Below are 14,240 nucleotides of genomic sequence, written 5' to 3'. Positions count from 1 at the left end.
ATCTAATTATAATATCGTAGTTGCGCGCGGTGATATAATGCTTTTCAAAAAGGAAAAACCACCTTCGCCTCATATATCCAAGATCTATGAGGAAGCCTTGCACGCCCTGTCAACTAGGTCACCCGGATATGTAATCAGGCTAGCTAAGATGGATGATATAGACTCTGTCATACGCATAAATCGCGAATCCTTACCGGAAAACTACCCTAAGGCTTTTTTCGAAGAACTGCTTAAGTCATATGACAAATCATTCTTCGTTGCTGAATCCCCCTCAGGCGAGATAGTTGGGTACATTATGAGCCGTGTGGAGTACAAGCCAGGATTTTTCAAAACCCTCTTAGTTAAGAGTGGCCATATTGTCAGCATCGCAGTGCTTGAAGAACACCGTGGAAGAGCCCTAGGTCTTGGGCTAATGGCTTACGCGTTAAAAAGCCTTTATGAGAACTACGGGTGCTCTGAGACCTATTTAGAGGTAAGAGTAAGCAACATGCCAGCCATAAGGTTATATGAGAAGATAGGATACGTTAAGATTCGAGTTGAAAAGCAATACTATTTAGATGGAGAAGATGCATATATCATGGCACGCTCACTGCCATAGACCCTGGTCTAACTGTTCTAGGTTCTATATCTGTTCATATCGCTTCATATCACTATTCCGCGAAATTACTGCACGGACTCCTAACCCGCGGAGTTGCTTAATCCTCTCCGAGGTAATCGCATCCCATGTTTAAAACCTATATCAGAACCAAACCTCTCTCGCAATTGAAGCATAGACATCTTAAATAACCACTTCTTAATCATATTCTAGACAGGACAATGGTGCGTGATGTTGGAGTTCACTCCCATAGATTCAATCTTCGCTCAGAGACTGACCGATAGCCAGATATGTATAAGAGGATGGATATACCGCAGAAGCGTGGTGGGAGGAAAAGCCTTCATAAGAGTTAGAGACTCGACAGGCGTCATTCAAGTGGTAGTCGATGCCTCTAGGTTCGGAGAAGAGCTCGTTAATTACTTGAAGAACATAGGACTTGAAGCAAGCGTCATCACGTGTGGAATCGTTCGCGAAGAACCCAAGGCGCCTGGGGGTCTTGAACTCCATGCAAACTCGTTTCAGATCGTAGGAGAAAGTAAGGATTTTCCAATAAAGGGTGGTGAAGGTCTAGAATACCTTTTGGATATGAGACATTTATGGATCCGTAGTCCAAAGTACGCTTCACTCTATAAAATCAAACATACAATACTAAGGGCTGGAAGAGAATATTTTAACAAGAATGGTTGGTGGGAAGTAACACCCCCCATTCTCACCGCATCGGCGTGTGAGGGCGGAGCAACCCTTTTCCCAGTTCAGTATTTCGAACGAACAGCATTTCTCAGCCAGAGTGCTCAGCTGTACCTTGAAGTATTGATTTATACTTTGGAGAAAGTGTATAGCCTGACACCTAGCTTCAGGGCCGAGAAATCCAGGACTAGACGTCATCTAGCAGAGTATTGGCACCTGGAGCCGGAGGCCGCTTGGTATGACATGAATGATATGATGAAGGTGGCCGAAGAACTCGTCTCTCATATAGTCTCAAAAGTTCTTGAAGAAAGGAAAAGCGAGCTTGAACAGCTTGGAAGAGATGCAAGTAAACTTAAATACGCGCTAAGCACGCCATACCCAAGAATCAAGTACGATGAAGCAATAGAAATACTCCAGAAGAAGGGTATCAATGTGAAATGGGGTGACGACCTCGGCGCAGACGAAGAGAAGATTCTTACTATGGATTTCGAAGCACCCTTCTTTCTGACCCATTTTCCGAGACATATTAAAAGCTTCTATATGAAGCTCGACCCCTCCAACCCTAATGTAGTGTTAGGTTTTGACTTACTGGCCCCTGAGGGGTATGGAGAAATTATAGGAGGCGGGCAACGCGAAGATGACTACGACACTCTCGTCAAAAGATTAATAGAACAGGGATACAACCCAGAGGACTACAAATGGTACCTTGATTTAAGGAAGTACGGAAGTGTTCCGCACAGCGGATTCGGCCTAGGGATAGAGAGAATATTGATGTGGATTACAGGACTAGACCATATCAGGGAAACCATGCCTTTCCCTAGGTTTAGAGGTAGGATATATCCATAGCGAGGTTTTAAATTGAAGATCGGAGACGTCATGAAACGGATATTGGATGAAGAGTACAAAATAGATGAAAATGAATTTACAATTTTCCGCGTAAATAGGACTTCGTTATTCGAGTTTTTAATAGGAGTAATTCTTAGCCAGAACACGTCGGATAGGAATGCGATGAAAGCTTTTGAAAACCTCAGAGAAAAACTGGGGAGAATTACTCCACATGGAATTATCGAGGCTGGAGCAGAGAGGGTCTCGGAGTGGATTAAGCCGGCTGGGATGCATAGGATCCGTAGCCAAGTCATACTTGAGCTAGCCAGGATATTCTCGAATGAAGGCTTCGAAAAAAATTTGATTGAACTGATCAGTAAGAGCGATACGGATAGTTCGCGTAAAATACTTCTTGAGTTTCCGGGAATTGGCGATAAGACCGCGGATGTAACTCTTTTAATGTTCTTTGGGAAGCCGGTTTTCCCTGTAGACACTCACATAAGAAGAGTCACGAAAAGACTTGGTTACGTTGAAGGTGGAAGATATGTAGAAATATCTAGGTTTTGGGCGACCAATACCTCTCCTCAGAATTATCTAACACTACATCTTCTCTTGATAACACATGGGAGAAGAGTCTGCAGAGCGGTTAAACCACAATGCATCAATTGCCCCCTGCTCGAGTATTGCCAGCTCGGTAGGAGGGTTGTCTCCCATGGGTCGAGGTAAGATATTAAAGGAATTAGCAGTGGAGCTCTACGGTGCGGAAAAAGCCTCAAAGATCTGGAAGAGAGTTGAGTTCATAGGCGACATCGCAGTCATAAGATGCCCTCTGGACATACAACCCTTGGAGCTCAGGCCTCTTGCGGAAGCAATTCTATCCAGATTTCCTTTCGTAAAGACCGTTTGGGCCGGGATACCTGGGATCGAAGGCCACTATCGACTGAGGAAACACGTTCACTTAGCGGGAGAACATCGTAGTGAAACCATTTATAGAGAGCATGGGTGCCAGTTTAAAGTCGACATTAACAAAGTATATGTATCTCCCACACTGAACTACGAGCACAAGAGGATCGCTAAGCTCGTGGGCAAAGGGGAAGTAGTGGTCAACATGTTCGCGGGAGCTGGGTTGTTCAGCATCATAATTGCAAAATACTCGAAACCTGAAAAAGTCTACAGCATAGACATAAATCCGTACGCTTTCGAATACATGGTTGAAAACATAAGGATCAATAAGGTTGAGGAAATAGTTATCCCCCTCTTGGGAGATGCTGGAGAAATCATTGAGAAATCTCTAAGAAATACTGCCGATAGAGTTATAATGCCTTACCCGGAGCTGGCATTAGAGTACTTGAAGTACTCACTTACCGCTTTGAGAAACGGTAGGGGATGGGTTCACATCTACCTTCACGTTAAGACGACAAGGGGGATGAACCCGTTGACCGAGTCATCAAGGATTGTCAACGAAAAGCTTGATCAACTCAACGTTAGAAAATATATTATTCAAAACTCAAGAGTTGTGAGAAATGTGGGTCCGAGGACATTTCAAGTCGTCTTAGACGTCAATATAATTTAAACCAGGAAAGGGCTTACTTCCTAGATTCTTGAGACTTAGCCTCGTAGACCCTAACAGAGGCGCCGATCAATCTGTTTAAAACCCCGTCAATAAATCTCGCATACACTCCTCTCTGACCCACGAAAGCCCCATAGGCTTCCTCATCGATCTTTACAATCATGAAGGGGCCGGCAAAATCTGCTTCAACAATGTGTTTGATAATCCAACCCACGGGATGCACAGCCTTTATTAACGGGAGAAGGTCTAACGATAATTGTGTCGCTCTGATCTTCAAGCCCACATCTTTTTCAATAGCTTCTATTCTCTCTCCTTTTTTCCCTATTATTCTCCCTAGATGCCCTTCTTTAACTATTATTAACGAGTCCGGTGTGTTCTCTGAAGAAATATCTAATTTCTTCTTTAAGTCGATAAGGTCAACAACAGTTATTAAATCTGCATCAGGGGCATGGACTCGTGCCACATCAACGATTTGCTTCTCCGTTTCATTAAGCTTCCTCGAACGCATTTTCGATTCCAATAATAGTTTAATACCCTTCTTGGCACCAGGACGGACAATGTCCCTTAATCCTAGATCAATCACCTTTGCAGAATCCTCATTAAGTAATAATTCTCTGAGAAGTAGAATAGAGTTTTTACTCTCCGTAGGCCTTTGAAATATGGGGTCTCCAGCTATTATCAGCCTACTTCTATTCCCAATCCTCGTTATGACTTCAATCGCGCTCTCCAAAGAAATGCTCTGTGAATCATCAAGAAAGATAAGGGAGTCGTCGAAAGTTCTTCCCCTCAGATAATGGGAATCTGCCAAAACTATTCTGTAATTCTTAATTAAATCTTCGATAGATTTCCAATCGACATATCCATATAATATATCTCTAAGATAAGATAATGCCAACTCATAATAGAGCTCCCCTATGTCTGCAGGAGTTATCTCTTTTCCGGATGTAACATCGATTAACGGACGGGCAATTATGAATCTCTTGTATCTCTCGTTTAGAACGCTTTCAACTCCATATAGAATACTGAATAAGCTTTTACCAGTTCCTGTTGGTCCGAAAATCCCCACAATCTCATATTTTTGGTTTCTCAAGGCTTCAAGTAGGTTGACTTGCCCTCGTGATTGCGGTTTTATCATGTTCAGCAATGAACGCTCCATCCATTATCACCTATCTACGAATACTCTTTCTTTTCAATAAATTTATGGTGATTTAAACTCCATTTATCTCCAATACGTGTAATTGCCTCAATAAAGCAGTTTATTTTGAAGCCGGGGCCATAATATATCTTACTTTCCCGGTCCCTCCAATCATGAACTCCATTAAGAGGGGAGAATCCGTTGAAAAACCCAGCGTGACCGTGTCTGAAACCTTACACAACTGTATTATGTTTCTCAGATATGAAACATCATACTGAGATTTGGAAGGCTCAATTATCTCCAAGAATATTAGTCCGGTAGAACCGGGCTTCAACCTTGTTTCATTAACACCCGTTCCATATCCTCTGAAGACGAGCTCGTTGGAAGATGTAGCTTCAAGCTCGATAGAGCTTCCAACCACCTCTACATCCTGAATAGCATTATTAACTATACTCGCTATTATTTGAGCCTTGACTCTAGTATCAAGCCGAGCTGGCGGTATATCAGGCACTGGGACATCCAGGTTTCTAAACTTATACTCCCTCCTGACAAGGCCTTCTATGTGAAAACTGACGTACTCTCCATCCGACTCTAATATGAGGTTCTCGCCTTTCTTGACGTGTTTCAATACTTTCTGAATACTCGAAGTCGAAAACCCTAGGGATCTCTCCTCATCAACGACAAATTCTAAAAACATTTCTTTAGGAAAATGAACCTCTATTAGAGCAACTTCCGAGATATCCATGGCTTTTAAGAATATCTCATCTCTAGTGATATTGAGGGATACTTCATCCACCAATTTTCCTATTGATTCGAATAATTCTTTGAAAATCTTCGCCTCAGGTATGACTACTTTAATCATAAACCCACCCATATGAGTAAGCACTATTTTAATTAATGTTGCAACCATATTTATTTCTTAGCGAGAAGCAATTATTTTAACACCGATACTGGTTTTATCTTGAATTCCTCAATGACATAGAAGATTTCCTGAAGAAACCGGTTCAATTCCCTTATACTCACTATTAGGACGTTTTGGAAGGAACGAAGACTCGGCGTCGTCAGAGTTATAACTATAGGTAGGAGATACCTCGTGTTTTTAATAATCGGGTATTTCAAAGAAAGACTGTTGATCGATTGCGCGAGCTTTAACGTTCTCACATAATGATTTCTTGCCGCCTCGGCCAACCTACTTGGTGATGACGTTGCCCAATGTTTGCAATCAACGACTAATCCTCTTCCAGTAGGAGTGTCAATCGCGAAAACATCTATTTGAAACCTAAATGGCGTGCTTGCCACTAGGTTGTTTAGCGTCTCATATCCATGAATTGACAATATCTCGGAAGCAATATTCTCGAAATCTCTCCAGCTAACTAGTCGGCTAAGCTTACCTATCTCCAAACCAGCGTCAAGAGCGTGCTCCACCAACCCTAGAACATCTCTCACAAAGACTTCCTCGCCCACGATTTTTACAGATTCGCCTATATCAGCGAGTCTTTCCATAAGTATTTCACGGTCTAACCCTGTCAGGGTCGAGAGTTCGTCAATGAGGAGCCTTCTATGCTTTAACAGCGCCGTTATTAAGTTCTGTTCAAGCATTTAAGCATCTTCCTTAAAAATTGTTATTATTGAGTAATCCTTTAAATGAATTGGGTGGAACTGCTTGAGCGAGTCGAGTTTCATTGAAGACGCTAGGAAGCGTATTTTAACAGATAGAGTGAAGGACTACACTATCAAAGGAGATGAGTCAGTGTGCGATTTATTAACCTACTTCGAGCAAGCCCATGGTTTCATGGCGGGCCACTTGTCTAAGGCTGCTAGAATACTATCAGACATGTTTCTCGATAAAGACGTTTTCAAAATATTGTCTTTCACAGGGAACTTGGTTGCGACGGGCTTAAGGGGGGTTTTAGCGCAATTATTGCGAGAGGGATATTTTAACGCGGTCATTACCACGTGCGGGATGATAGACCACGATATAGCTAGGGGCACGGGTGGTGTTTATTATAAAGGAGACTGGGGTTTTGATGATGCTTTTTTAAAGGCGGTCGAAATCCACCGGCTGGGAAACATCTTAATTCCAGTAGAGAATTATGGCTTAACTGTGGAGAGGTTTTCTAGGAGGTTGTTCGAAGAACTCGTAAAAGATAGAAGGCGTTGGAGCGGCTACGAACTTCTATGGGAGGCTGGAAGACGCATCAATGATGAAAACAGCATTCTAAGAGCCGCGTATGAGGCCAAGACTCCAGTTTTCGTTCCAGGTTTCTACGATGGCGCGTTCGGTTCCCAAATAGTTTTCAACCAATCAACAATTGGGCTAGAGGTAGATTTGCTAGAGGATGAAAAGAAGCTCGCCGAACTAGTGTTTTCGAGTCAAAAACTTGGAGCGTTGATCGTTGGCGGAGGAATAAGCAAACATCATACAATATGGTGGGCACAGTTCAGGGAAGGCCTCGACTACGCCATCTATGTTACGACGGCAGTGGAATACGATGGAAGTCTTAGTGGAGCCCACCCACGGGAAGCTGTAAGCTGGGGTAAAATAAAACCACTTGGAAAAACCATCACTGTTTACGGTGATGCAACAATAATATTGCCTTTAATAATCGCAGGCTCAAAGTGTTTATTGAAGAAGGAAAAGATTTCAGCTGGGGAAAGATGACGGATTGGGAAAATATTCTTCATGTAGGAATCGACGATGTTGACTCTCCTTTCGGAGGTTGCACCACTCATCTCTCACTTATAATTGCGAAAAAGTTAATTGAACTGGGAAACGTTTTCATTGATTACCCAAATCTTGTTAGATTGAACCCTGGAGTCCCATGGAAAACTCGTGGAAATGGAGCTGTCGCCCTCAGGTTCATATCGAATATGGGATTATCTGAAACAAGTGAAATTATCGAAGAAATCATGATTGATTACATTAAACAATATAAGAATCCTAAACATCAACCCTGCTTCATCGTCGTGAAAGGACAGGTCAATCACAACGTAGTTAGAGTCGCCAAGAAGGCCCTCCACGATATTGTTCCAGTAGACCTTGCCCTAAAGTCTTTGGAGGGATCAGAACATATTATAAAGTGTTTCCATGGCAATCGAGGCGTTGTAGGAGCCCTCGGCGCCATTGGAAACACTATGGAGCATGAAGATTATACCTACGAGCTATTGGCTTATAGGAAGAGCGAAAATCTGGAAAAAGATCGATGTGTTGACAAGGAAAGTATCATATTGATGGATAAGGTTTACAAGGGAGAAACTATTCTAAACTACGATCCCCGTGAGAACCGAGTTCTCATCCTTCCTGGAGGGTTTGACCCAGTCTTATTAGGGATTAGGGGAGAATCGCCATCAATCTTAACAGAGGCTTTTAGAATGTTGAAGTTATGCGAGGAAGCAGATTTCGCAGCAATATTTAGAACTAATCAGCACACGGATGCTCATATTCGCTCGGTTGCTAGCATCTGTTACGTTCGACCTTATATGTGCGTAAGAGTGCGCGGCGAAGTCTCCTCGAAACCTGTTAGATTGATCGGGGGACACGTATTTTTCAAACTATGCGATAGTGACTGCTGTATTGACGTAGCCGCCTACGAGCCTACCAAGTGGTTTAGAGAGATAGTTGAACTTCTAGAGCCAGGGGACGTTGTAGAAGCTCAGGGCTGTGTGAGACCTCCATCCACTTCACATGGTTCTACATTAAACCTAGAAAAGCTCCGAGTTGTCAGTCTCAAACCAAAATTCTTATTTCAAAACCCTACCTGCCCAAGGTGTGGAAAACGGTTGAAGAGTGCAGGGAGAGGTAAGGGTTTTAAATGCGAGAAGTGTGGCTTCAGGTCTAAAGATTCTTTCAGAAAGATAATAATCGTCGAAAGAGGATTAAGCGAGGGATGGTATCAACCACCATATAGTGCTTTCAAGCACATGATGAAGCCGTTAGAAAGAATGGGGAAGGAAAAGAATAGATTTATACCTCATCCTATAGGATCGTTTTTTGTGGGTTAACGATTCTGCTCTAATCGTTTTATACTTCGAATATTTATTGGTATATATTGAATATATACGAGGAGATATGTATGAATGTATCCGCGAGAGTTAAAAACCTAGAGCAAAACCCGCAAAGGCTTCTCATAGCGAAAGCCGATGAACTGGCCCGTAAAGGATTGAAAGTCTACAATTACACGGCTGGTCAACCGGGACTTCCACCCGACAAAAAAGCCCTAGAGTTCTTCATTGAGAAATTAAAGGAGGACCCCTTTAAACACTTCAGATATATTCCCACTCAGGGTCTTTTTGAACTAAGGCAAGCATTATCAAACGACCTCCGAAAATACGGGGGCGTTGAAGTTTCACCTGATGAAATATTAATAGTTTCAGGCGGCGCGGATGGGCTTGTCCTCTCGATTTTTACAACAACTGATCCAGGAGATGAGATCCTTTTACTCGAACCATGCTACAGCGTTTACTGGGACCTAGCGAAATTCGCAGGTCTAAAAGTACAATCATGCCCCCAGTCATATGAAAAAGGCTTTAGCCCCGACCCAGAGTGTATTAAGGAAAAAATAACTAGCAAGACAAAAGCTATTCTGTTTGCTAGCCCCGACAACCCTACTTCTCGCATCATCAATGAAGAGGTTGCAAAAACTGTTTCCGAAATAGCTGTCGAAAAAAAGATATGGGTAATATACGATGTCGCCTACAAGCACATTGTTTATGAAGGTAAGCATGTATGGCTTGAAAAATATCTTCCACTCGATAACTTGGTAGTCGTGGGATCATTCAGTAAGGACATAGCGATTCCGGGCGGAAGACTAGGCTACATATACACTTCTAGAGAAGTGGTGAAAGAGCTTGTCAAGTTGAAAGGAGCGTTGGGAATAGTCGCCCCGGTTCCGAGTCAATGGCTTGCCTACTATTACTTGGAGATGGGCTTCAAGGAAGAATACCTGAGGAACGTGCTTCCCGTTTATATGAGGAGGCGGGATGTTGCATACAGTGCATTGGTCAAATATTTGCCTGAAGCTAGGGTTCAAAAACCGGTCGCTAGCATGTACTTGTTCCCAGACATTACCGCCTATCTTGAGAAGTTGAATTTGGATGATTTCAGATTCGCTATGAAAATAGCTGACGAGAAATCCGTAATCACGTTGCCCGGGTCAATATTTGGTCCTTCGGGTAAAGGGCATTTGAGAATAACGTTCGTCACAATGAACGAGCAGGACCTTGAAAAGGGTATCAAGCTCATGGCTGAGTGGATTGAAACACATGTTTAACGAACTACTTTTATGTTCAAATAATAGTCAATAACATGTTGGGTGGTTTTTTGAAGATATCCAGTATTTCCAATATAAGACACATACCTAGGACAGGGTGGGTGTTGAGAGGAGTCCCACCTTCCATTGCAGAAACTATTTCAGACCACATCGTATTAGTCATGCTTGTATCTTTAAAGATCACTGAAAAACTTCTCGAGTCTGGTTACAACCTTGACATTGCTAAGGTATTAATAATGGGATTACTGCACGACCTTCCAGAAACAGTCACCGGAGATATCGTTAGGTATGTAAAAGAGGAGGACCCCTCCTACTTTAGAAGGCTCGATGAAAAAAGCTTGGAAATGCTTGGCATGAGTAGATACATTGGTGTTTACAGGGAATTCGAAGAGAAGAAAACGTTGGAGTCCATTGTTGTGAAGATATCAGATTCCTTGGCGACAATTATCGAAGGTAGGAGGCTTGAGTCCCAGGGTTACTTCGAGGTCAAGGAGATTGTTGAAAACATGATGAATCAGGTAAAACACTTAATTTCGTCCGTGAACGATCCTGCGTTGAGAAATAGGCTGAACGAATGCGTCAGGGAAATAATGGAGAATTAATTCGTTAAAAATCATTTGATATTGCTTTTCAAAGAATCTACTCCGTAGCCAATAATTGCTAATAGCTCTATTAATCCAAGCAACTCTTTCGCACTATTGGCCGTGAAACCTATTGTGTAAGCGTCAATTCTTTGAAACTTTTCATATTGCTCAGTAATATCTGCAATTAAAGAGTCGCGGAAGACTACCTCCACTTTATAGGGTTTTTCAAACCTTATTAAACCTACGCGTCTTTCCTTCAACCTATTTGTTGCCTCATTAACTTTTTCTCTAAGGTCGTGGAGAATTACCTCTAGCGTTGGCATGATAGCAGAGTACCTCGATACCCCTTTTTTGAACCCGATGAAAACTGTTCCGGGGGAGTAGTTTTCTACTTCACTTTTGAGATACTCGTCTCCTGCTACCAAGATCACGGGGACATTGTTTTCGGCTGAATATATACCATTAATGAGGAACTCGCTTGCTCTTGCCCCGTTAATCCTTATCTCTGAAAAAGTTCTCCCACTCATCGTGTGGTCAAGTATCCCGTGAGTTGTCCCAGCCGCTGAGTGATAACCTATGAAAAGCGATGCATCATAAGTTGAGTCCAGGGGAGTGACCATGCTATAGGGTCTAGGATATCCTTGAAGGATTTTAGCCTGGCCATGAACATCCAAGTAGTCTATGTTAGTCATTAAGCCGTGACTATCCGCGACTACGATATCGTTGAACCCGTTTCTCGAAAGCTGTTCGATTAGAACGTTCACGATTTTCGTAATTATCCTTACTGTTCTTTCATATTGCGAGTTCCAAGGGTTGAGCATGGTTGTAGAGGATACACCGGGTAATCCCTCAACATCAATAGAGATAAATGCCTTCATAATCATCAAACCCGATTATATTCGTAATTTATGTGCATCTCAATATTTAATTTTTGAAACATTAGTATGAAGAAAGGTGAAATGGGGTGAAATGGGTTGAAAAAGTATTGATAGTAACGTTTTCAATAGGCTTTATTCTCATGTCCTTTAATTACTTTTTACTAAACGAATCATACCATCGACTTGAGGAGAATTACAAAGATTTGAATTCAAAATATGAAAACTTGAAAGCTGAGAGAGACGCTCTTCTTCAAAATTTGACATCCGTAGAGCGCTCCTTTAACGAGACTTTGTCCCTGTACGAATCATGGCTTAAGGGCAACATAAGCAGTATCCCTATTCTCTTAGAGAAGATTATTTATCTATCTAATATGCTCTCATGGTATAGGAATTCGTTGTCTTCACCACAAGGGATAGATTATCTCGAAAAACTCACACAACAAGATAGAAATCTCTTCCTACAAAGAGCCGTCAGCAGTGTTCCCGAGGATCTCCCCTTGGATGAATACGTAAATAGGTATGGCGTTCCCATGGCGATCCCCATCTATGTATCCCTGATCACGTATTATCAACCAGACCCGGTCGTTGTCAAAGAGTATTGGAAAATGCCTAATGAGACCTTGGTTGACCTTGGAGGGGATTGCGAGGACTTGTCGCTTTTAGTATTTTCTATATTGGTTAAGACAGGTCACACTAGGACGTATTTGGTGCAGTGGGTTGGAGACAGCGTAGGACATGTCGCTGTCTTAACCTATATATCTGGGAAATGGTATTTAATTGATACTGCTGGAAACTGGTATAACGGCTTGAAATCATATCTAAGCTTGAAAATATCGAAAATAAATTACACGTACGAGGCGAAAATTCCTCCCCTGACCATTAGACCGGAGATAAAGGATTGGCTCATAAGCAGTGGTTACGCCTATGTGGATTTAACAGTCCCTCCCAATCAGGAATTCATAGACGGTAGTGACTTGTACTTCCTTCTCAGCCAGTGGGTTTATTATTGGACTTCGAACGGTGCTCATCCCACGGAGTACAGGGTAGTGGGATTTAATATCTACTATGGAAGCTCTTCACTAGTTCAACTCGTTAACTATATTAAAAGCGTAACTAGATGAGCGTAAATTTATATCAGCTCACAGATAATTTTACCGTGGCGTCGCTAATGAAGTGTTTTCAGATGGATAGATCAATCATTTGTATAACGATAGGTGATATAACAGATTTCGTTGGAGACGCTATCGTTAACCCCGCTAACACGTTGGGTATCATGGGAGGGGGAGTCGCTTTAGCGATCAAGAAAAAAGCCGGCCCTGAAATCGAGGAAGAGGCAACCTCTAAAGCTCCAATCTCTATCGGTGAGGCAATCGTAACAAGCGGGTATAGATTGAAGGCCGCAAAAGTTATACATGCCCCAACGGTTGTAAATCCTGGAGACAGATCAAACACCCTATACGTTGTAAAAGCTGTTCAAGCCGCCTTAAATGTTGCAGTTAAATACGGGTTAAAGAGTGTGTCTTTTCCTTTAATGGGGGCAGGGACCGGTGGGTTGTCGATAGAAGATTCTGTTCTGGCAATGCTGAATGGCATAGAAAAGTTCGCCGGGGAATACTTGGAGATCACAATTTATGTCAAGACTCCTATAGAATACGGTAAAGTAGTAGAGATTGTGGAGAAATTTCTTGAAAGAAAACAAAGCATGAAGGTGACGAAATGAGCTCGGCCCCGGAGTCTAGTAAAAAGAGGGCAGCAGTGGATGCCTGCAACCTTGTGAGAACCGCCTTTAGCGATGCTAGGATAATAGGTATCGGAACGGGATCTACGATAAAATACTTCATAGAAGCGTGTTTAGATTTCCTCAGCACTAAGAGTCTCGTTACATCATCCTTCGACACGGGGATTTACTTGAGAAGTAAAGGGGTTAAAAGCATTTTAGATATTAGTTACGCGGAATCCATAGACGTTTATGTGGACGGCGCCGATGAAGTAAGCAGTAAATTAGACCTTATCAAGGGTAGAGGAGGAGCGTTTCTAAGAGAGAAAACACTAGCCCTTCGGGCTTCGGAAAGGATTTACGTGGTTGATCACTCCAAGTACACAGGCAAACCCTATCTCTACTTGAAACCTGTTCCAATTGAAGTAATTCAACTCGCTCTGCCAGACGTCGTGAAATCTCTGAGATTACTAGAAGAAGCTGAAGTCCTCTTAAGGTTCGATAATTCGAAAGATGGACCTGTTGTTACAGACAATGGGAATTTCATAATTGACTTGAAGTTCTCAAAGCCCTTGGAAAACCCCGCGAAAATCCATGAAAAACTTAAGCTCATTCATGGGGTAGTTGACACGGGGATATTTCCCTCGTATCTCGTTGATTATGTGGTTATAGGATACGATAAAGAGTCGTTGATTGTTAAGAAGACTGAACCGGGTTGAGTCCGTGAAGAGGGTAACACATTTATTTGTCGGTGCATCGATAGGGCTTATCTTATGTCATAATCCTTCCCTATGTTTTTACACCATATTACCGAGCGTCATAGGGTCTTACATACCCGATTTCGATTTAAAAAAATCCCATAGAAAGCTTCTGCATAATTTTTTGTCGGCACTAGTTCTCGCAACATTGATGTGGCTCTCACTAAACTACATTAGATTCACCCTGCCTGTGAGCAGGATCACGCTCTTATGGGCTTTCC

The 14,240-nt window shown here is 42.4% G+C and carries 15 protein-coding genes; 11 read left to right on the top strand and 4 right to left on the bottom strand.

All coding sequences use genetic code 11. The features are described 5' to 3' along the window. Positions 1 to 37: 37 nt before the first annotated feature. From rimI to QXH45_02660, 4 genes are all read left to right on the top strand, one after another. Positions 38 to 598: a ribosomal protein S18-alanine N-acetyltransferase gene (gene rimI / locus QXH45_02675; GenBank protein MEM2078145.1), complete on the top strand. Its 561-nt coding sequence runs from the start codon at positions 38 to 40 to the stop codon at positions 596 to 598. Between the two features lie 231 nt (positions 599 to 829). Continuing rightward, positions 830 to 2,128 (top strand): asparagine--tRNA ligase, encoded by a 1,299-nt coding sequence (asnS, locus tag QXH45_02670; GenBank protein MEM2078144.1) that lies wholly within the window; start codon positions 830 to 832, stop codon positions 2,126 to 2,128. A 30-nt stretch (positions 2,129 to 2,158) separates the two neighbouring features. Next, positions 2,159 to 2,833 carry an endonuclease III gene (locus QXH45_02665; protein ID MEM2078143.1) on the top strand — a complete coding sequence of 225 codons (675 nt, stop codon included), beginning with the start codon at positions 2,159 to 2,161 and terminating at the stop codon, positions 2,831 to 2,833. Next, a complete protein-coding gene (locus tag QXH45_02660) occupies positions 2,820 to 3,680 on the top strand; it encodes a class I SAM-dependent methyltransferase family protein (GenBank protein MEM2078142.1) in 861 nt (286 codons plus the stop codon). Before QXH45_02665 ends, QXH45_02660 begins: the two co-directional genes overlap by 14 nt. Positions 3,681 to 3,693: 13 nt before the next feature. Here the strand turns inward: QXH45_02660 and QXH45_02655 are convergent, their stop codons facing one another. The 3 genes from QXH45_02655 to QXH45_02645 all read right to left on the bottom strand — a co-directional run bounded on the left by QXH45_02655 (position 3,694) and on the right by QXH45_02645 (position 6,411). Then, positions 3,694 to 4,833 (bottom strand): PhoH family protein, encoded by a 1,140-nt coding sequence (locus QXH45_02655; protein MEM2078141.1) that lies wholly within the window; start codon positions 4,831 to 4,833, stop codon positions 3,694 to 3,696. Between the two features lie 100 nt (positions 4,834 to 4,933). After that, positions 4,934 to 5,674 carry a DNA polymerase sliding clamp gene (locus QXH45_02650; GenBank protein ID MEM2078140.1) on the bottom strand — a complete coding sequence of 247 codons (741 nt, stop codon included), beginning with the start codon at positions 5,672 to 5,674 and terminating at the stop codon, positions 4,934 to 4,936. A gap of 71 nt (positions 5,675 to 5,745) precedes the next feature. Beyond that, positions 5,746 to 6,411 (bottom strand): hypothetical protein, encoded by a 666-nt coding sequence (locus QXH45_02645; protein ID MEM2078139.1) that lies wholly within the window; start codon positions 6,409 to 6,411, stop codon positions 5,746 to 5,748. A gap of 64 nt (positions 6,412 to 6,475) precedes the next feature. Between QXH45_02645 and QXH45_02640 the strand changes: the two genes are divergently transcribed. From QXH45_02640 to QXH45_02625, 4 genes are all read left to right on the top strand, one after another. Then, positions 6,476 to 7,474: a deoxyhypusine synthase gene (locus QXH45_02640; protein ID MEM2078138.1), complete on the top strand. Its 999-nt coding sequence runs from the start codon at positions 6,476 to 6,478 to the stop codon at positions 7,472 to 7,474. Continuing rightward, positions 7,471 to 8,814 carry a tRNA(Ile)(2)-agmatinylcytidine synthase gene (locus QXH45_02635; protein ID MEM2078137.1) on the top strand — a complete coding sequence of 448 codons (1,344 nt, stop codon included), beginning with the start codon at positions 7,471 to 7,473 and terminating at the stop codon, positions 8,812 to 8,814. The genes QXH45_02640 and QXH45_02635 overlap by 4 nt, the downstream gene beginning before the upstream one ends. 71 nt (positions 8,815 to 8,885) lie before the next feature. Continuing rightward, positions 8,886 to 10,082 (top strand): pyridoxal phosphate-dependent aminotransferase, encoded by a 1,197-nt coding sequence (locus tag QXH45_02630; GenBank protein MEM2078136.1) that lies wholly within the window; start codon positions 8,886 to 8,888, stop codon positions 10,080 to 10,082. A gap of 50 nt (positions 10,083 to 10,132) precedes the next feature. Continuing rightward, complete coding sequence (locus tag QXH45_02625) at positions 10,133 to 10,684, top strand: HD domain-containing protein (GenBank protein ID MEM2078135.1); 552 nt, start codon at positions 10,133 to 10,135, stop codon at positions 10,682 to 10,684. 11 nt (positions 10,685 to 10,695) lie between these two features. Here the strand turns inward: QXH45_02625 and QXH45_02620 are convergent, their stop codons facing one another. Next, a complete protein-coding gene (locus QXH45_02620; protein MEM2078134.1) occupies positions 10,696 to 11,544 on the bottom strand; it encodes a M55 family metallopeptidase in 849 nt (282 codons plus the stop codon). An 86-nt stretch (positions 11,545 to 11,630) separates the two neighbouring features. Between QXH45_02620 and QXH45_02615 the strand changes: the two genes are divergently transcribed. The 3 genes from QXH45_02615 (at position 11,631) to rpiA (ending at position 13,980) form a co-directional block, all read left to right on the top strand. After that, complete coding sequence (locus QXH45_02615) at positions 11,631 to 12,665, top strand: transglutaminase-like domain-containing protein (protein ID MEM2078133.1); 1,035 nt, start codon at positions 11,631 to 11,633, stop codon at positions 12,663 to 12,665. 62 nt (positions 12,666 to 12,727) lie between these two features. Beyond that, entirely contained in the window at positions 12,728 to 13,264 is a 537-nt protein-coding gene (locus tag QXH45_02610; protein ID MEM2078132.1) for a macro domain-containing protein, read from the top strand. Then, on the top strand, positions 13,261 to 13,980 hold the full coding sequence (gene rpiA, locus QXH45_02605) for a ribose 5-phosphate isomerase A (protein MEM2078131.1): 720 nt from the start codon (positions 13,261 to 13,263) through the stop codon (positions 13,978 to 13,980). Before QXH45_02610 ends, rpiA begins: the two co-directional genes overlap by 4 nt. Positions 13,981 to 14,240 lie beyond the last annotated feature (260 nt).

Source organism: Thermosphaera sp. (genome assembly GCA_038827615.1).
GTDB lineage: Archaea > Thermoproteota > Thermoprotei_A > Sulfolobales > Desulfurococcaceae > Thermosphaera.
Note: the sequence above shows the minus strand (reverse complement) of the source record. Positions and strands in the feature narration are given on the sequence as shown.

Coding starts and splice junctions, on each gene's coding strand:
- QXH45_02655 (MEM2078141.1), bottom strand. CDS start 4,833: ATGGAGCGTTCATTGCTGAACATGATAAAACCGCAATCACGAGGGCAA.
- QXH45_02610 (MEM2078132.1), top strand. CDS start 12,728: ATGGATAGATCAATCATTTGTATAACGATAGGTGATATAACAGATTTC.
- rimI (MEM2078145.1), top strand. CDS start 38: ATGCTTTTCAAAAAGGAAAAACCACCTTCGCCTCATATATCCAAGATC.
- QXH45_02630 (MEM2078136.1), top strand. CDS start 8,886: ATGAATGTATCCGCGAGAGTTAAAAACCTAGAGCAAAACCCGCAAAGG.
- QXH45_02650 (MEM2078140.1), bottom strand. CDS start 5,674: ATGATTAAAGTAGTCATACCTGAGGCGAAGATTTTCAAAGAATTATTC.
- QXH45_02620 (MEM2078134.1), bottom strand. CDS start 11,544: ATGAAGGCATTTATCTCTATTGATGTTGAGGGATTACCCGGTGTATCC.
- QXH45_02645 (MEM2078139.1), bottom strand. CDS start 6,411: ATGCTTGAACAGAACTTAATAACGGCGCTGTTAAAGCATAGAAGGCTC.
- QXH45_02665 (MEM2078143.1), top strand. CDS start 2,159: ATGAAACGGATATTGGATGAAGAGTACAAAATAGATGAAAATGAATTT.
- QXH45_02635 (MEM2078137.1), top strand. CDS start 7,471: ATGACGGATTGGGAAAATATTCTTCATGTAGGAATCGACGATGTTGAC.
- rpiA (MEM2078131.1), top strand. CDS start 13,261: ATGAGCTCGGCCCCGGAGTCTAGTAAAAAGAGGGCAGCAGTGGATGCC.
- QXH45_02660 (MEM2078142.1), top strand. CDS start 2,820: ATGGGTCGAGGTAAGATATTAAAGGAATTAGCAGTGGAGCTCTACGGT.